This window comes from Rhizobium aouanii (assembly GCF_037002925.1).
Lineage (GTDB): Bacteria > Pseudomonadota > Alphaproteobacteria > Rhizobiales > Rhizobiaceae > Rhizobium > Rhizobium aouanii.
This window is the reverse complement of sequence record NZ_JBAMYD010000023.1, coordinates 45,556-66,223: the sequence shown is the minus strand read 5'-3', so window position 1 is coordinate 66,223 and position 20,668 is coordinate 45,556. Positions and strand designations below refer to the sequence as shown.

The window sequence follows — 20,668 nt, the reverse complement described above, 5'->3', positions numbered from 1 at the left end:
TAAGGCCAGCCGAACGGACGATCGGCGGATGGTGCGGGCGCATGCCCTTTCCCGGCCGGTTTGCCGAAGATATCTGCATCCTTCCGGCCGAACGTCGCTTTCCCCGTGAAAGCCGTCCGGCATTATTGACGGGCACACACAATGACAGTTTCCGGGACAGCCACCGGCGTCCGCGTCCGCATCGCTCCCTCGCCGACCGGCGAGCCGCATGTCGGCACCGCTTACATCGCTCTCTTCAACTACCTTTTCGCCAAGAAGCACGGCGGCGAGTTCATCCTGCGCATCGAGGATACCGATGCGACGCGCTCGACCCCGGAATTCGAAACGAAGGTGTTGGACGCACTGAAATGGTGCGGGCTGGAATGGAAGGAAGGCCCAGATATCGGCGGCCCCTACGGCCCCTATCGCCAGTCCGATCGCAAGCCGATGTACCAGCCCTATGCACAGGAGCTGCTGGACAAGGGCCATGCCTTCCGCTGTTTCTGCACGCCCGCGCGGCTGGAACAGATGCGCGAAACCCAGCGCGCCGCCGGCAAGCCACCAAAATATGACGGCCTCTGCCTGAATCTTGCGGCCGAGGAAGTCACCTCGCGCATGGCCGCCGGCGAGACGACCGTCATCCGCATGAAGATCCCGGCCGAAGGCTCCTGCGACTTTACCGACGGCGTCTATGGCGACGTCAGCATCCCGTGGGATTCCGTCGACATGCAGGTGCTCGTCAAGGCCGACGGCATGCCGACCTATCACATGGCCAACGTCATCGACGACCATCTGATGAAGATCACTCATGTGGCGCGCGGCGAGGAGTGGCTGGCTTCGGTGCCGAAGCACATCCTGCTCTATCGCTATTTCGGCTGGGATCAGCCGGTCTTCATGCATCTGTCGCTGATGCGCAATGCCGACAAGTCGAAGCTGTCGAAGCGCAAGAACCCAACCTCGATCTCCTATTACTCCGCGCTCGGCTATATCCCGGAAGCGCTGATGAACTTCCTCGGCCTGTTCTTCATCCAGATTGCCGAAGGCGAAGAGCTGCTTGATATCAACAAGCTCTCCGAGAAGTTCGATCCGGAGAACCTCTCCAAGGCCGGCGCTATCTTCGACATTCAGAAGCTCGACTGGCTGAACGGCCGCTGGATCCGCGAGAAGCTCTCCGAAGAAGAATTCCAGGCACGCGTGCTGACCTGGGCGATGGAAAACGACCGCCTGAAGGAAGGTCTGCGCCTGTCGCAGACGCGCATTTCCAAGCTCGGCGAACTGCCCGATCTCGCCGGCTTCCTGCTGAAGTCCGATCTTGGCCTGCAGCCTTCCGACTTCGCCAAGATCAAGTCGCCGCCGGAAGAGATCCTGGAGATCCTCAACACCGTTCAGCCGGATCTCGAAAAGATCCTGGAATGGAATGTCGAGACGATCGAGGCGGAGCTGCGCGCGATCGCCGACCGCATGGGCAAGAAGCTGAAGGTCGTGGTCTCGCCGCTCTTCGTCGCCGTGTCCGGCTCGTCGCGCTCGCTGCCGCTCTTCGATTCCATGGCAATCCTCGGCCGGTCCGTTGTGCGTCAGCGCCTGAAGCTCGCCTCGCAGGCGGTCGCCGCCCTCGTCGGCTCTAAGTAAGAACAGTCAGAGGATTTCGACAGTGGCTGACAATAAGACCGAAAACACCCTTTCCTCCGACGCAACGGAAGTGCGTGCCCAGAAGCTGAAGCTGCTGCGCGAGCAGATCGGCGAGGTCTATCCGGCGCATTTCCACCGCACGATGACCAATGCCGAGCTCATCGCGAAATATGAGAACCTGGAACCTGACGTCGAGACGCAGGATGTCGTCACCGTCGCCGGCCGCGTCTACTCGTCGCGTAATTCCGGCATGTTCATGGACATCCACGATGCCGGCGGCAAGATCCAGATTTTCAGTCACAAGGACACGACCCCGGAAGAAGCCCGGGCGCTTCTGCCGATGATCGACATCGGCGACATCATCGGCGTCACCGGCATCGTACGCCGCACCAAGCGCGGCGAGCTGACGATCAATGCGCAGACGATTACCATGCTGACCAAGTCGCTGCTGCCGATGCCCGAGAAGTGGCACGGTCTCTCCGATATCGAGCTGCGTTATCGCAAGCGCCATCTCGATATCATGACCAACGAAGATTCGAAGCTGCGCTTCCAGCAGCGCTCGAAGATTGTTTCAGGCATCCGCCGCTTCATGGAAAATGACGGCTTCATGGAAGTCGAGACGCCGATGCTGCATTCGGTCTATGGCGGCGCCACTGCCGAGCCGTTCAAGACGCATCACAACACGCTGAAGCTCGATATGTACCTGCGCATCGCGCCGGAACTGTTCCTGAAGCGCACGCTGGTTTCGGCCCTCACCGACAAGGTCTTCGAAATCAACCGGAACTTTCGCAACGAAGGCGTCTCGACGCGGCACAATCCCGAATTCACGATGATGGAATGTTACTGGGCCTATGCCGACTACGAGGATATGATGGACCTCGTCGAGCGGCTGTTCGAGAGCTTGGCGCTCTCCATTCACGGCACCACGGAATTCGATTTCGTCGACAAGCGCATCTCCTTCAAGGGACCGTTCAAGCGTGTGCCGATGCCGGATGCCGTCAAGGAAGCGACCGGCATCGACTTCCGCGCCATCAAGACCGATGAAGAGGCGCGCGTTGCCGCCAAGGCTGCCGGCTTCGCGGTCGAGAAGGATTGGACCTGGGGCGAATGCCTCGCCTTCATCTTCGAGGAAAAGGTTGAAGCCACACTGATCCAACCCTCACACGTCACGCATTTCCCGAAGGACATCTCGCCCTTCGCCAAGGAAGTGCCGGGCGAGCCGCGCCTCGTCGAGCGCTTTGAGACCTATTGCAATGCCTGGGAACTCGGCAACGCCTTTTCGGAACTCAACGATCCCGAAGAGCAGCGCCGCCGAATGGTCGAGCAGCTCGAACAGGCGCATGCCCGCGGCGAAAAGGAAAAGCAGCTGGACGAGGAATTCCTCGACGCGATCGACCAGGGCATGCCGCCGGCAGGTGGCCTCGGCATCGGCGTCGACCGTCTCATTATGCTTCTGACCAATGCACCGTCGATCCGCGACGTCATCCTCTTCCCGGCCCGCCGCAGCAAGGCCGACTGAGAACCACATTCTTTAAATGAAAAAACGGAGCGCCCGAAAGGACGCTCCGTTTTGTTTTAAGCAGACTGGTGAAAAAACCAAGCCGATGGACCAAGACACAGTGGTTTGGTCGATCACGGAATGACGTTATTTCGTTGGTTTTTGTTATGACCGAGTTCGTCGTCACACTCAGATCATGTAACCGCCGGTGACCTCGATCGTCTGCGCATTGATCCATGCGCCGTCGTCCGACGCGAGCATGGCGATGACGCGGCCGACGTCCTCGGCTTCGCCGATACGGCCGAGAGCCGTCTGTGAGGCGAGCAACGCGGCGAACTCCGGGTTCTTGTCCAGCGCAGCGTCGGCAAGATTGGTGCGGGTAGGACCGGGCGAGATGGCATTGGCGCGGATCCTGCGATCGCCGAACTCCTTCGCCTGATAGCGGGTCAACGTCTCAAGTCCGGACTTGAGGGCTGCATAGGGCGCGACACCTGCTGTTGCGACGCGAACGGAAGCGCTCGTTACATTGAGGATCACGCCGCCATCAACCATCAGCGGCAGCAAGGCCTGCGTCAGGAAGAACGGCCCTTTCAGGTGGACATTCATCAGAGCGTCGAACTGGTCCGTCGTCACCGTCTCCATGAGATTGAACATGCCGAAACCGGCATTGTTGACGAGGCAGTCAAACGTATTCTGGCCCCAATAAGTGGAAAGCAGCCGTTTCACCTCCGCCACGAAGGCCGGAAAGCTGTCGGCATTACCGACATCGAGGGCAAGCGCAACGGCCTGACCACCGTCTGCCTTGATCGCGGCGATGACTTCATCCGCACCTGGCCTGTGGCTGTTATAGGTGAGAATGACACCCATGCCGCGCCTTGCGCATTCCTGCGCTGCCGATTGACCAATGCCACGGCTGCCGCCGGTAATGATTGCGATTTTCATTTCTGTCTCCTTTGCTTCGGTGGCCGGAAGCTATGGGAAACAGCCGGCCTGCACTCCGCCGGAAACTGCCTCGTTCTTGCCTATTCCTGCTTTTGCCTTGCGCCGTGTCACTTGCTGGGTCAGGATTTCGCCATGCAAACAATGCTCGAAGAGATGCGCCGCTTGACGGCCCACGCTGAAAACCGCCCGACGGAAACCGGCATACCCGGCATACTGATGGTCAAGGGGGAGATTCCCGAACACAAGCTCGGCGCCGTTTATGAGCCGATGGTCAACCTGATCCTTGATGGCAGCAAGACGCTGACGATCGCCGGACAGGACTATTATTACGATCCAGCGAGCTACTTCGTGATATCGATCGATGTGCCGGCGACGGGCATGGTGCAGCAGGCAGGTCCCGACCGGCCCTATATCGGCGTCAGCCTATCGCTCGATCCGGCAAGGGTCGCAGCGCTTCTCCTGGATCTTCCGCCGCAATCCTATCAGGAGGGACAAAGCGGTGGCTATTCCGTCTGTCGCATGACGCCGGAACTTCTGGGTGCCTGGCTGAGGATGCTGCAACTCATGGAGCGCCCGCAGGATATCCCTGCCCTTGCCCCGGCCTACGAACGCGAAATCCTCTATCGCGTGCTGCAGGGACCGCAGGGCTGGATGCTACGCGATATCGCAGCACCCAATAGCGCCCTGTCGCGGATACGGCTCGCCATCCGCTGGGTTCGCGAGCACTACGCCGAAGCGGTCGAGGTCGAAAAACTTGCTGCCCTCACCTCCATGAGCGTCTCGGCTTTTCATCGCCATTTCAAGGCTGTGACGGCGATGAGCCCGATCCAGTTCCAGAAGCGTATCCGCCTGCTGCAGGCCCGCCAGCTTCTGATTTCTCAATCAGGAAACGCCTCCTCGGTCGCCTATTCCGTGGGCTACGAGAGCGCCTCGCAATTCACCAGGGAATATGCACGCTTCTTCGGCCAGCCGCCGGCGCGTGACGCCTCGCTGATAAGGGAAAGTATCAGGCCTGCCGCCTGATGTTTTTCGGGTTTAGTGCCCGCTCTTGGCGGGCGGCGCCTCTTCGGGAGCGGCTTTTGCTGGAGTGGCTGCATCCTTGGGCGCTGCGCCGTGTCCGCCGGCTGCCTTGCCCTCACCCTTTGTGGAAGCAACCGCGACCGGGTCGACGCAATCCTCGGGATCCTTGAAAGCGGCGCTGATCATGGCGATCTCGTCGAACGGCATCTCTATCCGCTCACCGAAGAACAGCCCGCTTTCGCTGGCCTTGCCGTCGTAGTAGCGCGCTGTATAAGACTTGTCGTCGAGGCCCGGAACGGCCTTGTCGGGATGCGGGATATAGACGACATCGGCGCCGATCGCCCGACCGCGAATATCGGCCCGCAACGTCGGTCCGTTTTCGTCGAGCACCACCACCTGCACCAGATCGGGCTTCTGCGCGGCATAAACCGCCTGGGCGACACGAAGCGCGGTCTTGACCCGCGTCATCCCGTCGGTCGGTTCGGTCTTGATGTATTTGCGCACCCAGACACGATCCTGCTTGCGGATCGTCACCAGGTTGACGTCGCTGCATTCGAGCCCGTAGCCACCACCAGTTGCACCGATCAGCCTGTCCTTGCCGACATAAACCGCCGCACCGCCGGACACGCCCATGAGAAGAGCGACTCCGCCAATGATGATTGCCAATTTCCGGGAAGGCCGGAATATGCGCAGTAAGGCCTTCACGCCAACTGCTCCGCCATCTGAAACTCCAACGCAGGACAAGTGCTGAGAACGCTAAGGAAATGACGTTTCCGAAAGTTTAAGTGGGCATGCGAAGCCCGCTCCATTTTAGGAAAATACCAAAAAAGGTCCGCTTTTTTGGGCCGCTTGCCACGGCCCGTTCCGCCATGCTCTAAAACCCCATGGCCTTCACGCTTCGCCAGGTTCAATATTTTGTCGCCGTCGCTGAACAGGGTTCGGTGACGCGAGCCGCACAGAACCTTTCGATCTCGCAATCCTCGGTGACGGAAGCGCTGAAGGAGCTCGAAACCGACCTCGGCGTCGAGCTGTTCGAACGCCATCCGCGCGGCCTGACGATCACCCATAACGGACACCAGTTCCTGCGTCATGCGACGAAGATCCTGGCCTCCGTCTCCGATGCACGGACCAGCTTTTCCGGCCAGCAAAGCGCTCTCTCCGGCACGCTGAACATCGGCGTCACTTCGCTGGTCGCCGGCTACGTCCTCTCCGACCTCCTGGCGCGATACCGGCGCGCCTGTCCTGGTATCGAGGTCAGCGCCATCGAGGATAATGGTGGTTACCTCGAACATCTCCTGGTCGGCGGCGAACTGGATGTCGCCGTGATGGTGATATCAAACCTGCGCGACCGCATGGCGCTGCAGGCGGAAATCCTCGAAACCTCGCCCTATCGACTATGGCTGCCGATGGGCCATCCGCTGGTGTCGGCCGATATCATCTCGGTCGCCGACATCGCCCGCGAACCGCTAATCATGCTGACGGTCGACGAAATCGAGGAGAATACCGGCAAGCTGCTCTCAGCCCTCGGCGCCCGCCCGCATGTCGCCTTCCGCACCCGTTCGGTGGAGGCGGTGCGCAGCCTGGTTGCAACAGGCGCCGGCGTGGCCCTGCTTCCCGATCTCGTCTACCGACCATGGTCGCTGGAAGGCGACCGCATCGAGAGCCGCGACGTCTCCGGTTCGCTGCCGGTCGTCCAGGTCGGCATGGTCTGGCGTAAGGGCTCCAGCCTGCCGCAGGCGGCCCGCGATTTCGTCGGCATCGCCGAAAGCTTGCGCTCCGGGCGTATCCGCTGATATCGGAATTTCCGATACCGCCTTTCTGATAAATGAATTTGCGAAAGCGGCTTTTTCGCGTCACCTTTTCATCCGGGAACAAACCGCCACAGAAGTGGCAAACCGGGAGACGGATGATGACGAATCTGTTGAAATCCTGCACGGCAGCGCTCGCCTGCCTGAGCTTCGCGACGCAGGGAATCGCCGCCGAACCGCTGAAGGCCTTGGGCAAGGGCGAAGGTGCGGTCAGCATCGTCGCCTGGGCCGGCTATATCGAACGCGGCGAAACCGACAAGAACTACGATTGGGTCACCGATTTCGAAAAGGAGACCGGCTGCAAGGTATCCGTCAAGACCGCCGCCACCTCCGATGAAATGGTGTCGCTGATGAACGAAGGCGGCTTCGATCTCGTCACGGCATCGGGCGATGCCTCGCTCCGCCTCATCGCCGGCAAGCGTGTCCAGCCGATCAACACCGATCTGATCCCGAGCTTCAAGACCGTCGACGAGCGCCTGCAGAACGGCCCGTGGTATACAGTCGGCGACGTGCATTACGGCGTGCCCTATCTCTGGGGGCCGAACGTGCTGATGTACAATACCGATGCCTTCAAGGACAAGGCGCCGACCAGCTGGAACGTCGTCTTCGAGGAGCAGACACTGCCCGACGGCAAATCGAACAAGGGTCGCGTCCAGGCCTATGACGGCGCGATCTACGTCGCCGATGCTGCCATGTATCTGATGGCCCACAAGCCGGATCTCGGCATCAAGGATCCCTACGAACTGACAGAGGACCAGTACAAGGCTGCCCTCGACCTGTTGCGCGGCCAGCGCAAGCTCGTCTCCCGCTACTGGCACGATGCGATGATCCAGATCGACGACTTCAAGAACGAAGGCGTCGTCGCCTCCGGCTCCTGGCCTTTTCAGGTGAACCTGCTGCAGGCCGACAAGCAGAAGATCGCCTCCACTTTCCCGGATGAAGGCGTCACCGGCTGGGCCGACACCACCATGCTGCACGCCGACAGCGAACATCCGAACTGCGCCTATATGTGGATGGAGCATTCGCTGAAGGCCAAGGTCCAGGGTGACGCCGCCGCCTGGTTCGGCGCCGTGCCCTCCGTTCCCGCCGCCTGCAAGGGCAACGAACTGATGGGTGAAACCGGCTGCGCCGCCAACGGCTTCGATCACTTCGACAAGATCAAGTTCTGGAAAACCCCGGTCGCCAAATGCACCACGCAGAGCGAATGCGTGCCCTATCATCGCTGGGTGTCGGATTATATCGGCGTGATCGGCGGGCGGTAATTTGCGTCTCACTGAGGGGACTGTTGCAGCGTAAGACCCCTCCCCAACCCCTCCCCACAAGGGGGAGGGGCTTCAGCGGCATCGCCTGTAGTCCCTGCTGCATGCAGCAGTAAGGTTGTATCCGGAGGGTCCGCGGGTTAAGTCCCTCTCCCTTGTGGGGAGGGGTTGGGGAGGGGTTTTTACGCTTGCAAAAATCGTACCACTCAACGCACTCCCAAGACCCGGAGCCCCCATGACGTCAGCCGTCCGTTTCCAGCAGGTATCGCGCCATTTCGGCCAGGTGCGCGCCGTCGACGGCGTCGATCTCGAGATCGCGCCCGGCGAATTCTTTGCCATGCTCGGGCCATCCGGCTCCGGCAAGACGACATGCCTGCGATTGATCGCCGGCTTCGAACAGCCGACCGCGGGCCATATCCAGATCTTCGGCGAGACGGCTGACGGCGTTCCGCCCTATCGCCGCAACGTCAATACCGTGTTCCAGGACTACGCGCTCTTTCCGCACCTCAATATCCTCGACAATGTTGCCTACGGGCTGATGGTCAAGGGCGTCGGCAAGGCGGAGCGGATGAAGGCGGCAGGCGATGCCCTCGAGCTCGTCAAGCTACCGGGTTACGGCGCCCGCCGCCCCGGCCAGCTGTCCGGCGGCCAGCGGCAGCGCGTGGCGCTCGCCCGCGCGCTGGTCAACAAGCCGAAGGTGCTGTTGCTCGACGAGCCGCTCGGCGCGCTCGACCTGAAGCTACGCGAGCAGATGCAGGAAGAATTGAAGAGCCTGCAGCGCGCGCTCGGCATCACCTTCGTCTTCGTCACCCATGATCAAAGCGAGGCACTGTCCATGGCCGACTGCGTCGCCGTCTTCAACGATGGCAACATCGTTCAGCAGGGCACGCCACAGGATATCTACCGCTGCCCGAAGACCCGCTTCGTCGCCGATTTCGTCGGCTCGTCGAACGTCATCGCGCCTGATCTGATGGCCTTGCTCGGCGGCGAGAAACGCTGGGCGAGCCTGCGCCCCGAAGCGATCCGGCTGGCAAGCGACGGCGTCGAGGCGAAAGTCGAAAATGCAAGCTTCCTCGGCGCCGCCACCCGTCTCAGCGTCGATCTCAAGGGCAGCCGGCTGCATGTCATGCTGCCGGCGGGCGCGCCTGTGCCGGATCTCGGCGCCCGTATCCGCCTCGCCTGGCAACCGGCCGATATCCACTACATGGATGACGCGGCATGACGGCGCTCACCATCACAAGCGGCAAGACATCGATTCTACCGGGCCGCGGCGGGTTCTTCGGCCAATTGTCGGATGCCTTCTGGCGGCACCCGAAGCTGCTGCTCTTCCTGATGCTGACGCCGCCGCTGCTCTGGCTCGGCATCATCTATATCGGCTCGCTGATCGCCCTGCTACTGCAGAGCTTCTTCTCGATCGACGATTTCTCCGGGCTGGTGAATACCGAATTCACCCTCTCGACCTATGCCCAGCTGCTGAACCCTGCGAATTTCGATATCATCATCCGCACCCTTGTGATGTCGGCGCTGGTCACCCTCGCTGCCGCCCTGATCGGCTTCCCGATTGCTTACTATGCGGCGCGTTATGCGCAAGGCAAATGGAAGGCGCTCTTCTATCTCGGCGTCATGCTGCCGCTCTGGTCGAGCTATCTCGTCAAGATCTACGCCTGGAAGCTGATCCTCGCCAAGGAAGGCATCCTCACCTGGATCTTCGAGAAGCTCCATCTCTCCTGGTTGCTTGACGCGACCCTGAACCTGCCCGTCATCGGCGGCAATTCGCTTTCGGTGAGCTACCTCGGCACCTTCATCGTCTTCGTCTATATCTGGCTTCCCTACATGATCCTGCCGACGCAGGCGGCCCTCGAGCGTGTGCCCGGCAATCTGATCGAGGCCTCGGCGGATCTCGGTGCCACGCCGCGCCAGACCTTCCGCACCGTGCTCCTGCCCTTAGCGCTCCCCGGCATCGTCGCCGGTTCGATCTTCACCTTTTCGCTGACACTGGGTGATTACATCATCCCGCAGATCATCGGCTCGTCCAGGCTGTTCATCGGCCAGGCGGTCTATGCCCAGCAGGGAACCGCAGGCAATGTGCCGCTCGCCGCGGCCTTCTCCGTCGTGCCGATCGTCATCATGGCGCTTTATCTGTCGCTCGCCAGGAAATTGGGGGCTTTCGATGCGCTCTGACCTCAAGAGATCGCCACTGCCCCTGAAAATTGCCGCAGCCGCCGGACTGCTCTTCCTGCACCTGCCGATCCTGCTGATCTTCGTCTATGCCTTCACGACGGAGGAAAAGAGCTATCAATGGCCGCCGCCCGGGCTGACATTGCAATGGTTTGCCGTCGCCTGGAACCGGCCGGACGTCTGGTCGGCGCTTGGCCTCTCCGTGCAGGTCGCTGTCATCGCCACGGCGATTGCGCTGGTCCTTGGCACGCTCTGTGCGGCAGCCGTCAGCCAGACGAAATTCTTCGGCCGCGAGGCGATCTCGCTGCTGGTCATCCTGCCGATCGCCCTTCCCGGCATCATCACCGGCATTGCGCTGCGCTCCGCCTTCAGTCTGTTCGACATCCCCTTTTCGGTCTGGACGATCGTGCTCGGCCACGCCACTTTCTGCGTGGTCGTCGTCTACAACAATGCGGTCGCCCGCTTCCGCCGCACCTCCGGCTCGCTGATCGAGGCCTCGATGGATCTCGGCGCCGACGGTTTTCAGACCTTCCGCCATGTCGTCCTGCCGAATATCGGCACCGCCCTTCTGGCCGGCGGGATGCTTGCCTTCGCGCTGTCCTTCGACGAGGTCATCGTCACCACCTTCACCGGCGGCCAGCAATCGACCCTGCCGATCTGGATGCTCGAAGAACTCATCCGCCCGCGCCAGCGCCCCGTCACCAATGTGGTCGCCATGGTCGTGGTGCTCGTCACATTCCTGCCGATCCTGGCAGCCTATTACCTCACCCGCGACGGCGACCAGATCGCCGGCGCCGGCAAATAAAAGGGAGAACATCATGGATATCCAAATGCTGATCGGTTCCCGCTTCGAAAAAGGCACGGAGACGGAAGAGCACATCTTGAACCCGAAGACGGGCGAGACGGTGATCGACCTTGCCGAGGCCTCGCTTTCCCAGGTCGATGCCGCCGTCGATGCCGCCGAAAAAGCCTTCACAAGCTGGTCGCAGACGACGCCGGGCGAACGTTCCGGCTACCTATTGAAGATCGCCGATGCGATCGAGAAGGATGCCGCCGGCTTCGCCACATTGGAGGCTTTGAATTGCGGCAAGCCTATCAATGCCGTGCTGAACGACGAGATCCCGGCGATCGTCGATTGTTATCGCTTCTTCGCCGGCGCCGTGCGCAACCTGCACGCACCGGCGGCCGGCGAATATCTGCCCGGCCACACCTCGATGATCCGCCGCGATCCGATCGGGATCGTCGGCTCGATCGCGCCGTGGAACTATCCGCTGATGATGATGGCCTGGAAGCTGGCGCCGGCCATTGCCGGCGGCAATACCGTCGTCTTCAAGCCTTCGGAGCAGACGCCGCTGACGGCGTTGAAGATGGCGAAGCTGCTCTCCGAAATCCTTCCCGAAGGCGTCGTCAACGTCATCCTCGGCCGTGGTGAAAGTGTCGGCAACGCGTTGATCAATCACGCCAAGATCGGCATGATCTCGATCACCGGCGATGTCGCAACCGGCAAGAAAGTGCTGCAGGCTGCGGCCAAGACGGTCAAGCGTACCCACCTGGAACTCGGCGGCAAGGCCCCGGTCATTGTCTTCGACGATGCCGATGTCGATGCCGTCGTCGCAGGCATCCGCACTTTTGGCTATTACAATGCCGGTCAGGACTGCACCGCTGCCTGCCGCATCTATGCCGATGCCAGGGTCTACGACAATTTCGTCGCCGACCTCTCCTCGGCCGTCTCGAGCATCCGCTTCAACCAGACCGACGATACCGAAAACGAGATCGGTCCGCTGATCTCCAAACGCCAGCGCGACCGCGTCGAAAGCTTCGTTGCCCGTGCTTCCGAACACAAGCACATGGAAATCACCACAGGCGGCAAGGTCTCCGGCGACAAGGGCTTCTTCTTCACGCCGACTGTCATTGCAGGCGCCACACAGGACGACGAGATCGTCCGCCGCGAGGTCTTCGGCCCGGTCGTCTCGGTCACCCGCTTTTCCGATGCCGACGAAGCCGTTGCCTGGGCGAACGACAGCGACTACGGCCTGGCCTCCTCCGTCTGGACCAAGGATATCGGCCGCGGCATGAAGACCGCCGCCCGCCTGCAATATGGCTGCACGTGGATCAACACACATTTCATGCTCACCAACGAGATGCCGCATGGCGGCCTCAAACAGTCGGGCTACGGCAAGGACATGTCGGTCTACGCGCTGGAGGACTACACCGCCGTCCGCCACGTGATGATCAATCACGGCTGACCACGAACTGGAACAATTTCCCGGTTGCCGCGTCTTTCCCAGACAACCGCTAAGGATGACGTCATGCTGAAATGGGCCCTGATATTTTTCGTGATTTCGATCATCGCCGGCTTCTTCGGTTTCTCCGGCGTCTCCGCCGCTACTGCGACGATCGCCCGCGTTCTCTTCGGCATTGCCCTGGTGATCTTCCTGATCTTCCTCGTCCTTGCGCTGATGGCCGGCCAGGCGATCTTGTGAGCGGTTGCGAACGGCGGCGCGCAGCCTGAAGCATGTCGCGCAAAAGTGTGCGGCGGTCTTGCGATCGCAACATGTGGAAAGCAAAGACCTAAACGTGGCAAGCGATTTGAATGATCGCGACGCGTTTAGATTCTTTCCGACACACGATTCGGAAGAGAGGTTGACATGGAGGGGGCGGCGCGGCCTCTCGCCCCACTACTCGGCGTTCCGGTAACGGGCGGCGACCCCTTTGATCCCGCCGCATATTCCCTATGCCATCGTCATTCGTTCTCTTGCCAAGTTAACCTGACCTCGGTGCGTACTCACGACAAGACCGCCCTGAGCCAGGGATGCATCCCGGTCCGCTTTCTCAGCAGTCTGTCGATCGATATCGATCCCGCACCCGAAGCCGCGAGCACGAACATGCCGCCGGCAATCGCCAGGTCCTTCTCGAAATGCAGCAACTCGTTCTGGCTTGAAAAATTCGTGTGGAAGAGCAAGGCGGTCGCCAGGCAGAAGAGTGCCAGTGCCAGTGCGCCAAGCCGGCTGAGGAAGCCTGTCGCGATAGAAAGGCCGGCGCCGATCTGAAGGGCGATGGTGGCAAGCGCGACCGGCGCCGATAACCCTAGTTTTGCGAAAATGTCGATGGTCGCCGTGATATCTGCCGCGAGCGACCAACCTTCGTGCAGGAAGATCAGCGACAGCAGAAGCCTGCCGAGGAGAAGAATGAGATCGGCCAGTGGGGGCCGGCTTGAGGCGCTTTCCATCATACCCTCCGGTTTGAAGAGCAGGTGGTTAGCCCGCTCATAGCAAGGCGCATTATAACAGGCTCGCCCCGACATTGATCGCCAGCGCCAGGATCGTCGTATTGAACAGGAACGACAGCACGGCATGCAGCAGCGTCAGCTTGCGCATGCTGGTCGAACTGACCGCGACATCCGCCGTCTGGGCAGCAACGCCGATGGTGAAGGAGAAGTAGAGGAAATCCCAGTAGCCGGGCTCTTCGATCCCGTCGGGAAACTTGAGACCGCCCTCCTCGTCCGCCCCGCCGTAGAAATAATGGGCATAGTGGATGGTGAAGAGCGTGTGCAGGAAGATCCAGGAGATCAGGATCGTCAGAACCGCAACACCTGCCCGCGCCAGCGCGACGTCGGGTGCCGCCTCCTTGATCGAATGCAGCTCGAGGCCGATCCCGGCAATGCTGGCAAGTGCGGCACCGATCGAAAGAGCCAGCAGGACAGTGTCGGAGAAATCGAGATCCGCCGAGCGTTTCCGGATGCTTTCAACCGTCGCCCGCAGCATCTTGCGCCAGCTGAGCCCGACAAAAACGCCGGCGCTGACATTCCAGCCAAACAGGATATTGCCGGCGCTGACGTCGCGCGAGGTCGCAGCCAAGAAAACCACCAGTCCGGCAACAACGGCGATGATGAAGCTCGCATGCTTGTAGGCAAATGCCGCAAGCGAGTTTGCCCGTTCCTCATCCGCCATTTCGGTCTCCGACAGCATATGTCCTTGATAACAGCATGAAAAAGGCGCGCCTGCCAGCTGGCAGCCGCGCCTCCGATTGCATTCCGCGCCTTATCAGGCGGCGGCGAGCTGCAGTTCTTTCTGCACCATGGTGCGCAGCGTTCCGAGATCCTTGGCGAAGGCGCGGATGCCTTCGGCGAGTTTTTCCGTCGCCATCGCGTCTTCGTTCATCATCCAGCGGAAGGTCTTCTCGTCGACCGAGACCTTCGGGTCCGGCTTGCGGCTCTCCGGCGAGAGCTTGCGCTCCAGCTTGCCTTCATCCTTGGCGAGCTCGTCGAGCAGGTTCGGGCTGATGGTCAGGCGGTCGCAGCCGGCAAGGGCTTCGATTTCGCCGGCGCTGCGGAAGGAGGCGCCCATGACGATCGTCTTGATGTCGTTCGCCTTGTAGTAGTTGTAGATTTCACGGACGGAGATGACGCCCGGATCTTCCTCGGCCGTGTAGTCCTTGCCGGTCGACTTCTTGTACCAGTCGAGGATGCGGCCGACGAAGGGCGAGATCAGGAACACTTTGGCGTCGGCGCAGGCGATCGCCTGGGCCTTGCTGAAAAGAAGCGTCAGGTTGCAGTCAATGCCTTCCTTCTGCAGCACTTCCGCGGCGCGGATGCCTTCCCAGGTGGAAGCGAGCTTGATGAGGATACGGTCCTGGCCGATGCCGCGGTCCTTGTAGGCGGCGATGATCGCGCGCGCCTTGGCAAGCGAAGCCTCGGTATCGAAGGAAAGATCGGCGTCGACTTCGGTCGAGACGCGGCCCGGAACGAGCTTCACCAGGGCTGCACCGACAGAGATGGCGAGACGATCGGCGACGGCGGAAGAAACGGCTTCGGGATTGCCGCCCTGCTTCTTGCCCCAGGCGACGGCTTCCTTGATGGCGTCGGCAAACATCGGCGTGCCGAGAGCCTTGAGCACGATGCTCGGGTTCGTCGTGCAATCGACCGGCTTCAGGCGGGCGACGGCTTCGATGTCGCCGGTATCGGCGACCACGGTGGTAATCTCGCGGAGTTGGTCAAGCTTGGATGTCATGGTCAATAATCCTTGTTGAACTTGGGCTGCGACCGGCGCGAGTTCCGCCGGGCAAAGGTGATCTACCAACAGGTTGTTTGCATGCTGCAGGCGAAAATGCGCGCATCCGTCACGGATGATTCATAAACGTGAAGGACAGTGGCCGTGTTCCGGCCGCGAACGAACGGCTGCTCGGACGCAAGCGATGCCGCCTGCGGCTGGAAGGCCGGTCGTGACTTTCGGCATGCCCGCACTATGTCCTCCTCGGACGGACAAGAACGACGTGTGTCACCCGGACTATCGCCATTCGCCTTGCGAAAAGTCAAGGACATTTGTGCATTTCAATTGACATAAGTGTCACACCCGTCATTATCCCCGGCAACAAAAGCGTCGCTAAGGCCTTCATCCCATCAGGGATCTAGGGCAGGAAATCGTGCGGAGGAGATGTGGTCAAGCTCAAACGCGGCACGCACACGGCCTATTCGGAGGCATCCTCGCTGCGGCTAAGGGCGGCGTGGCTCTATTACAACGAGGGCCTGACCCAGAAGGACGTCGCCGAACAGCTCGGCATCAGCCGCACCACCGTGATCCGCTTGCTCGACGAGGCGATGAAACGCAGCGAAGTCCAGATTTGGATCAACGATTCGATCGGCGACTGCGTTGAACTTTCGGTGAAGCTGGAGCGCGCCTACGGCCTCGACGAGGCGATCGTCGTCCCTGCGCCGGTCAATGGCGACGTCAATTCGCTGGCTAAAAATGTCGGTCTGGCGCTTGGCCAGTTCCTCTCCGAAGCTATCCCCGACGATTACACCATCGGCGTCGGCTGGGGCCGCACCATGACCGCCTCGCTGTCGAGCTTCCGGCCGCCGCGCCGGGCCAATTGTAAGGTCGTCTCGCTGCTCGGCGGCATCGTTGCCGTGCACCAGACGAACCCGATCGATTACACATGGCGGCTGGCAAACCAGCTCGGCGCCGAATGCTACATGTTCCTGGCGCCGCTTCTCGTCGATTCCGTCGAGACCAAGCGTAATCTGATCGAGAAATGCGGGCTGGACACGATCTACCGCCTCGCCGAGAACCTTGATCTGGCGATCGTCAGTTGCGGCGATATTGGCCCGCATTCGACCTCGCTGTCGGAGGGCTGGATCTCGAAGGCCGAGTTGCAGGAACTGATCGATGCCCGCTGCGTCTGCGACACGATGTTCAACTTCCTCGACAAGGACGGCAATTCGGTCGACCACTCGATCAATCGGCGCGTCATGTCCGTCGATCTCGACACGCTGAAGGAGGCAAAGCACATCGTGCTCTCCTCCGGCGGCGCCCACCGCGCCGTGGCGATCCGTGCGACAATCAAACGCATCGGCTGCAACACGCTGATCACGGACGAAAGTGCTGCACGGGCGTTGCTGGAATTGGCGGAATAGAAACACATGCTTCCACTTGACAACAAGCGTTGGGGTGAGTTGAGACATTGCTATGGCCCGGCAGCCGATACCCCGGCGCTGCTGAGAGCATTGGACTTGCCGGCCGGACCAGACTTGTCTCCCGATGCGGAACCTTGGTTCAGCCTATGGTCAAGCCTCTGCCATCAAGGCGACGTCTACACTGCTTCATACGCGGCGGTCCCTCACATCGTCAGGATTGGGCTTGCGACGACGACACCGATCGACTTCTCTTTCTACCAACTGCCGGCAAGCATCGAAATTGCCCGGATGACCGGGCGGGGACCGGAAATACCTGCCGATCTGGCAGAGGCCTACCACCACGCGATCGCATCGATGACTGACTGCGTCAGCTTGCACCGCCATGAAGCCTGGAGCAGATCGACGCTCCTGTCGGCAGGCGCAGCCCAAGCAGTCGCGAAAGGTCACATCGACATCGCCGAAGCCCTATTGAATCTGGATGACAACATTATCGCCCGGATCAACAATTTTGACTTCGACTAATTGCGGCCGGCCCCTCAGGCGTGCGCCGATTCCCAGCCCAGCATCGCCCGCTTGCGGGTGAGGCCCCAATGGTAGCCCGTCAGCGCCCCGTTCTTGCCGAGCGCCCGATGGCAGGGCACCACGAAGGAAATCGGGTTTGCTCCGACCGCCGCACCGACGGCGCGCTGCGCCGTCGGGCTGCCGATATCGTTGGCGATATCGGAATAGGTGACGGCCTTGCCGAACGGGATTTTCAGCAGGCTCTGCCAGACGCGTACCTGGAAGTCCGTGCCGATCAGCACGACACGCAGCGGCTGGTCGGAGGACCATTTGCCGGGCTCGAAGATGCGGGCGGCATAGGGGACCGTCGCCTGCAGGTCTTCGACATAACAGGCGTTCGGCCAGCGGCAGGTCATATCCTCGAGGCAGGCCCTCTCATCGCCGGAATCGCTGAAGGCTAGGCCGGAAAGGCCGCGGTCGGTCACCATGATCAGCGCCACGCCGAAGGGGCAGATGTGGAAGCCGTAGCGGATGATGAGACCACCGCCCTTGGCCTTCCATTCGCCGGGCGACATCGCCTCATGGGTGACGAAAAGATCGTGCAGCCGGCTCGGCCCGGAGAGACCGACCTCGATCGAGGTCTCGAGCAGCGGCATGTCTTCCTTGCGCAGCAGCCGCTTGGCGTGGTCGAGCGTCACCGCTTGCAGGAAGCCCTTGGGCGATAGCCCGGCCCAGCGGGTGAAGGTCTTCTGCAGCTGGGTCGGCGACTGGTTGAGCCGCGCCGCGATCGCCTCCAGCGAAGGCTGGTCGCGGTAATCCTCGGTGATGAGTTCGATCACCCGACGGACAATGTCATAATCAGGGCCGTCAGGCGTGATGTCTGTCTGCAGGTTGGCAATCATATTCATCGTCTTTCTCCTTGTCACAAGGAGATAGTCAATAGGCGGTGAGCAAACCACCCGATTCTTGCGCATCCGCCGGATAGAGCAATGCCAGGAAAAGTGCGAAGCGGTTTTCCGTCCGGAATTGCGTAAAAACAAAAGCTAGAGCGGTTCTGCGCTTCCGTGAAAAGCTGAACAGCTCAGTTCAGATCCGCTGCTTGACCGTCGCCAGCGCTCCCTTGAAGGCCTTGGCGAAGCTTTCGCGATCATCGGGATTGAGGAAGGAGCCGATATCCGTGCGCCGGCCTTCGCCGAAGATATGCATGGAAAGGATGCCGATCTCCTGGTGCCGGCGAACGAGGAAGCGCGTCCAGAACGGATTGAAATGATGCTCCACCATCCGTCCCGATGGCGCAAACTTGCGCACCGACACGTCCGTGCGCGATACCGTCACCTGTTCGCGCGCTTTCCCGGAGCGGTAATTCAGCCAGAAGGCGCCGTAGAGAAGCAGGAAATCCAGTCCGAAGAACAAGCCGATCGGCCAGGCCCCCGTCGCAATGAAGAACGTGCCGTAAAGCAGGCAGACGGCACCGGATAGGGCAAGCAGCACCTTGAAGCCCCGGCGGCCGAGCGACCGGTGGGGAAAGAGCTCGGCAGCGAAAACAGGCTGCTCATTGAAGCTGTCGGCGTTGCTTTCCATCATGGCTGCTGATTATAGAGTTTCCATGGCAAATCCGAAACTCAAATCCGTTACCAAGACGCCGCAGGACGCGAATGTGATCGCCCGCCGCAAACCGGCGGCAGCGGTGCGCACGGCCTATTCGCTGGCCGAGCGCGAGGAGATCTTCCGCCGCTTCTCGGTGCAGCGGCCGGAACCGAGAGGCGAACTGGAGCACACCAACCCCTTCACGCTCGTCGTTGCCGTGGCACTTTCGGCGCAAGCGACCGATGTTGGCGTCAACAAGGCGACGCGCGCGCTCTTCAAGGTTGCCGATACGCCGGAAAAGATGCTCGATCTCGGCGAGGAGCGGCTGCGCGATTACATCAGAACGATCGGCCTCTACCGCAACAAGGCGAAAAACGTCATCGCGCTCTCGCAGATGCTGGTCGACCAATTCGGCGGCAAGGTGCCGGAGACCCGCGACGAACTGGTGAGGTTGCCGGGCGTCGGCCGCAAGACCGCCAATGTCGTGCTTTCCATGGCCTTCGGCCAGGCGACGATGGCCGTCGACACGCACATCTTCCGCATCGCCAATCGTATCAGGCTTGCCCCCGGCAAGACGCCCGATGAGGTCGAGGCGCGGCTGATGAAGGTGATCCCGAACCATTACCTCTATCACGCCCATCACTGGCTGATCCTGCACGGTCGCTACACCTGCAAGGCGCGCCGCCCAGAATGCGAGCGCTGTATCATCGCCGATCTCTGCAAATCGCCGGAGAAGAGTTGGGATGTGCCGGCGCCGCTGGTCGAGCTACCGCCGCAGGTGATCGGCGAGGCCGTCGAGTAGGACGGCGATCGCCTGCTCGTAATGCCGCCTTTCAGCGCCCGCTTCAATCGCGATTGCCGCGCGATCGAAGGCTGCCGACAGCAGCGACGTCAGCGGTGCGAGCATAGCGCCGGCCTCTGGAAGCATCGCTGCAAGCCCTGCCCGCAGCGTCGCTTCCGCATTCTCTGCATCGATCGCCGCACTCGCCAGCGGGCCGAGAACGGCAGGTGCCTCGATCAGCAGCAGCCGCGTGCGCCCTTGCGCCATCATCGCGTCGAAATAGGCCGAGGAACCGGCGATCAGCATGGCACGCGGCGCGGCGTAGGGCGCCGAGCGCGCCTCGATCGCCTCGGTCACCGCGCGCGCCTCGCATTCGATAACCGCCCGAAAAAGCGCCCTCTTGTCTTCAAAATGATGATAGAGCGCGCCCCGCGTCACTCTCGCCGCCGCGACGATCTCCGGCGTCGCGGTTTCGGCATAACCTTTCTCGACGAAGAGACGCCGACCGGCATCGATCAGTGCCTGTCTCGTCTGTTCCGTTCTCTCCCGATTGCTGCGGCTCATGCACACCTCTTTACATACAAACAGAATGTATGTTAATAGTGAAAAACATACAGATTGTATGTAAACAAAAGGAGGAAAACGAGATGAAATCGACGAGCTATTATCCTGTCATCATGACCGACGACGTTGCCGGCACCGCCAGCTTCTATTGCACGCATTTCGGCTTCAAAGCTCTGTTCGAGAGCGACTGGTATGTTCACCTGCAATCGGCAGAGGAGGAGCATATCGCGCTTGCCATCCTTGACGGCAGCCACGAGACCATCCCGGCCGTAGCCCGCGGCAGGGTGTCCGGCTTGCTCCTCAATTTCGAAGTCGACGATGTCGATGCGATCTATGCAGCCTGCCGGAGCGCCGGCCTGCCAATTCTGAGAGAAATCCGCGACGAGGATTTCGGCCAGCGGCATTTCATCACCGCCGATCCGAACGGCGTGCTGATCGACATCATCAAGCCGATCCCGCCGAGCGCCGAATTCGCGGCGATGTACGACGCCTCCGCCCTGCCCGCTTGAG

The 20,668-nt window shown here is 61.1% G+C and carries 22 protein-coding genes; 14 read left to right on the top strand and 8 right to left on the bottom strand.

All coding sequences use genetic code 11. From position 1 onward, the window contains the following. Nucleotides 1-141 precede the first annotated feature (141 nt). Both gltX and lysS read left to right on the top strand, forming a co-directional pair. Nucleotides 142-1,608 carry a glutamate--tRNA ligase gene (gltX, locus tag V8P77_RS30580; protein ID WP_335915942.1) on the top strand — a complete coding sequence of 489 codons (1,467 nt, stop codon included), beginning with the start codon at nt 142-144 and terminating at the stop codon, nt 1,606-1,608. A 22-nt stretch (nt 1,609-1,630) separates the two neighbouring features. Beyond that, on the top strand, nt 1,631-3,127 hold the full coding sequence (lysS, locus tag V8P77_RS30575) for a lysine--tRNA ligase (RefSeq protein WP_335915940.1): 1,497 nt from the start codon (nt 1,631-1,633) through the stop codon (nt 3,125-3,127). 168 nt (nt 3,128-3,295) lie between these two features. On the opposite strand, the gene V8P77_RS30570 is transcribed toward lysS, so the two are convergent. After that, nucleotides 3,296-4,048, bottom strand: a complete 753-nt coding sequence (locus V8P77_RS30570) for an SDR family NAD(P)-dependent oxidoreductase (protein ID WP_335915939.1) — start codon at nt 4,046-4,048, stop codon at nt 3,296-3,298. Between the two features lie 132 nt (nt 4,049-4,180). On the opposite strand from V8P77_RS30570, the gene V8P77_RS30565 reads away from it, so the two are divergent. Then, entirely contained in the window at nt 4,181-5,071 is an 891-nt protein-coding gene (locus V8P77_RS30565; RefSeq protein WP_335915938.1) for an AraC family transcriptional regulator, read from the top strand. Nucleotides 5,072-5,083: 12 nt separating this feature from the next. Here the strand turns inward: V8P77_RS30565 and V8P77_RS30560 are convergent, their stop codons facing one another. Continuing rightward, the gene (locus V8P77_RS30560) at nt 5,084-5,773 is read right to left on the bottom strand and encodes a hypothetical protein (protein WP_335915936.1); all 690 of its coding nucleotides are present in this window, start codon (nt 5,771-5,773) and stop codon (nt 5,084-5,086) included. Nucleotides 5,774-5,952: 179 nt separating this feature from the next. Between V8P77_RS30560 and V8P77_RS30555 the strand changes: the two genes are divergently transcribed. The 7 genes from V8P77_RS30555 to V8P77_RS30525 all read left to right on the top strand — a co-directional run bounded on the left by V8P77_RS30555 (nt 5,953) and on the right by V8P77_RS30525 (nt 12,796). After that, on the top strand, nt 5,953-6,861 hold the full coding sequence (locus V8P77_RS30555; protein WP_003566676.1) for a LysR family transcriptional regulator: 909 nt from the start codon (nt 5,953-5,955) through the stop codon (nt 6,859-6,861). 116 nt (nt 6,862-6,977) lie between these two features. After that, complete coding sequence (locus V8P77_RS30550) at nt 6,978-8,138, top strand: ABC transporter substrate-binding protein (RefSeq protein WP_335915933.1); 1,161 nt, start codon at nt 6,978-6,980, stop codon at nt 8,136-8,138. Between the two features lie 232 nt (nt 8,139-8,370). Continuing rightward, entirely contained in the window at nt 8,371-9,357 is a 987-nt protein-coding gene (locus tag V8P77_RS30545; RefSeq protein ID WP_335915932.1) for an ABC transporter ATP-binding protein, read from the top strand. Continuing rightward, a complete protein-coding gene (locus V8P77_RS30540) occupies nt 9,354-10,316 on the top strand; it encodes an ABC transporter permease (protein WP_335915931.1) in 963 nt (320 codons plus the stop codon). Before V8P77_RS30545 ends, V8P77_RS30540 begins: the two co-directional genes overlap by 4 nt. Beyond that, nucleotides 10,306-11,118: an ABC transporter permease gene (locus tag V8P77_RS30535; RefSeq protein WP_335915930.1), complete on the top strand. Its 813-nt coding sequence runs from the start codon at nt 10,306-10,308 to the stop codon at nt 11,116-11,118. The genes V8P77_RS30540 and V8P77_RS30535 overlap by 11 nt, the downstream gene beginning before the upstream one ends. Before the next feature lie 13 nt (nt 11,119-11,131). Beyond that, nucleotides 11,132-12,559: a gamma-aminobutyraldehyde dehydrogenase gene (locus tag V8P77_RS30530; RefSeq protein ID WP_335915929.1), complete on the top strand. Its 1,428-nt coding sequence runs from the start codon at nt 11,132-11,134 to the stop codon at nt 12,557-12,559. Between the two features lie 63 nt (nt 12,560-12,622). Beyond that, a complete protein-coding gene (locus tag V8P77_RS30525; RefSeq protein ID WP_003552965.1) occupies nt 12,623-12,796 on the top strand; it encodes a DUF1328 domain-containing protein in 174 nt (57 codons plus the stop codon). A 302-nt stretch (nt 12,797-13,098) separates the two neighbouring features. Here V8P77_RS30525 and V8P77_RS30520 read toward each other — a convergent pair whose 3' ends face one another. The 3 genes from V8P77_RS30520 to tal all read right to left on the bottom strand — a co-directional run bounded on the left by V8P77_RS30520 (nt 13,099) and on the right by tal (nt 15,322). Next, nucleotides 13,099-13,545, bottom strand: a complete 447-nt coding sequence (locus V8P77_RS30520; RefSeq protein ID WP_335915927.1) for a DoxX family protein — start codon at nt 13,543-13,545, stop codon at nt 13,099-13,101. Between the two features lie 49 nt (nt 13,546-13,594). After that, nucleotides 13,595-14,263 carry a DUF1345 domain-containing protein gene (locus V8P77_RS30515; protein WP_335915926.1) on the bottom strand — a complete coding sequence of 223 codons (669 nt, stop codon included), beginning with the start codon at nt 14,261-14,263 and terminating at the stop codon, nt 13,595-13,597. 93 nt (nt 14,264-14,356) lie between these two features. Continuing rightward, entirely contained in the window at nt 14,357-15,322 is a 966-nt protein-coding gene (gene tal / locus V8P77_RS30510; protein WP_003543075.1) for a transaldolase, read from the bottom strand. Between the two features lie 425 nt (nt 15,323-15,747). Here tal and V8P77_RS30505 point away from each other — a divergent pair, with 425 nt between their 5' ends. After that, nucleotides 15,748-16,725 carry a sugar-binding transcriptional regulator gene (locus V8P77_RS30505; protein ID WP_335915925.1) on the top strand — a complete coding sequence of 326 codons (978 nt, stop codon included), beginning with the start codon at nt 15,748-15,750 and terminating at the stop codon, nt 16,723-16,725. Between the two features lie 6 nt (nt 16,726-16,731). Continuing rightward, complete coding sequence (locus tag V8P77_RS30500) at nt 16,732-17,247, top strand: hypothetical protein (RefSeq protein WP_335915924.1); 516 nt, start codon at nt 16,732-16,734, stop codon at nt 17,245-17,247. Between the two features lie 14 nt (nt 17,248-17,261). Here the strand turns inward: V8P77_RS30500 and V8P77_RS30495 are convergent, their stop codons facing one another. Continuing rightward, nucleotides 17,262-18,134, bottom strand: a complete 873-nt coding sequence (locus V8P77_RS30495; RefSeq protein ID WP_335915923.1) for a methylated-DNA--[protein]-cysteine S-methyltransferase — start codon at nt 18,132-18,134, stop codon at nt 17,262-17,264. Nucleotides 18,135-18,312: 178 nt separating this feature from the next. Further along, a complete protein-coding gene (locus tag V8P77_RS30490; RefSeq protein ID WP_029871804.1) occupies nt 18,313-18,810 on the bottom strand; it encodes a DUF2244 domain-containing protein in 498 nt (165 codons plus the stop codon). Here V8P77_RS30490 and nth point away from each other — a divergent pair. Further along, complete coding sequence (gene nth / locus V8P77_RS30485) at nt 18,809-19,615, top strand: endonuclease III (protein ID WP_222355188.1); 807 nt, start codon at nt 18,809-18,811, stop codon at nt 19,613-19,615. The two genes, V8P77_RS30490 and nth, sit on opposite strands and share 2 nt — an antisense overlap. On the opposite strand, the gene V8P77_RS30480 is transcribed toward nth, so the two are convergent. Beyond that, entirely contained in the window at nt 19,580-20,158 is a 579-nt protein-coding gene (locus V8P77_RS30480) for a TetR family transcriptional regulator (protein ID WP_335915922.1), read from the bottom strand. The two genes, nth and V8P77_RS30480, sit on opposite strands and share 36 nt — an antisense overlap. 83 nt (nt 20,159-20,241) lie before the next feature. Here V8P77_RS30480 and V8P77_RS30475 point away from each other — a divergent pair, with 83 nt between their 5' ends. Continuing rightward, a complete protein-coding gene (locus V8P77_RS30475; RefSeq protein ID WP_335915921.1) occupies nt 20,242-20,667 on the top strand; it encodes a VOC family protein in 426 nt (141 codons plus the stop codon). Nucleotide 20,668: the final 1 nt, after the last annotated feature.

Bases quoted from the DNA above. Each gene is read 5' to 3' on its own strand.
- V8P77_RS30530 (WP_335915929.1), top strand. From the start codon at position 11,132: ATGGATATCCAAATGCTGATCGGTTCCCGCTTCGAAAAAGGCACGGAG.
- V8P77_RS30495 (WP_335915923.1), bottom strand. From the start codon at position 18,134: ATGAATATGATTGCCAACCTGCAGACAGACATCACGCCTGACGGCCCT.
- V8P77_RS30555 (WP_003566676.1), top strand. From the start codon at position 5,953: ATGGCCTTCACGCTTCGCCAGGTTCAATATTTTGTCGCCGTCGCTGAA.
- V8P77_RS30545 (WP_335915932.1), top strand. From the start codon at position 8,371: ATGACGTCAGCCGTCCGTTTCCAGCAGGTATCGCGCCATTTCGGCCAG.
- V8P77_RS30570 (WP_335915939.1), bottom strand. From the start codon at position 4,048: ATGAAAATCGCAATCATTACCGGCGGCAGCCGTGGCATTGGTCAATCG.
- V8P77_RS30540 (WP_335915931.1), top strand. From the start codon at position 9,354: ATGACGGCGCTCACCATCACAAGCGGCAAGACATCGATTCTACCGGGC.
- V8P77_RS30500 (WP_335915924.1), top strand. From the start codon at position 16,732: ATGCTTCCACTTGACAACAAGCGTTGGGGTGAGTTGAGACATTGCTAT.
- gltX (WP_335915942.1), top strand. From the start codon at position 142: ATGACAGTTTCCGGGACAGCCACCGGCGTCCGCGTCCGCATCGCTCCC.
- V8P77_RS30550 (WP_335915933.1), top strand. From the start codon at position 6,978: ATGACGAATCTGTTGAAATCCTGCACGGCAGCGCTCGCCTGCCTGAGC.
- V8P77_RS30480 (WP_335915922.1), bottom strand. From the start codon at position 20,158: ATGAGCCGCAGCAATCGGGAGAGAACGGAACAGACGAGACAGGCACTG.
- V8P77_RS30515 (WP_335915926.1), bottom strand. From the start codon at position 14,263: ATGGCGGATGAGGAACGGGCAAACTCGCTTGCGGCATTTGCCTACAAG.
- tal (WP_003543075.1), bottom strand. From the start codon at position 15,322: ATGACATCCAAGCTTGACCAACTCCGCGAGATTACCACCGTGGTCGCC.
- V8P77_RS30565 (WP_335915938.1), top strand. From the start codon at position 4,181: ATGCAAACAATGCTCGAAGAGATGCGCCGCTTGACGGCCCACGCTGAA.
- V8P77_RS30490 (WP_029871804.1), bottom strand. From the start codon at position 18,810: ATGATGGAAAGCAACGCCGACAGCTTCAATGAGCAGCCTGTTTTCGCT.
- V8P77_RS30525 (WP_003552965.1), top strand. From the start codon at position 12,623: ATGCTGAAATGGGCCCTGATATTTTTCGTGATTTCGATCATCGCCGGC.
- V8P77_RS30520 (WP_335915927.1), bottom strand. From the start codon at position 13,545: ATGATGGAAAGCGCCTCAAGCCGGCCCCCACTGGCCGATCTCATTCTT.
- nth (WP_222355188.1), top strand. From the start codon at position 18,809: ATGGCTGCTGATTATAGAGTTTCCATGGCAAATCCGAAACTCAAATCC.
- V8P77_RS30475 (WP_335915921.1), top strand. From the start codon at position 20,242: ATGAAATCGACGAGCTATTATCCTGTCATCATGACCGACGACGTTGCC.
- V8P77_RS30535 (WP_335915930.1), top strand. From the start codon at position 10,306: ATGCGCTCTGACCTCAAGAGATCGCCACTGCCCCTGAAAATTGCCGCA.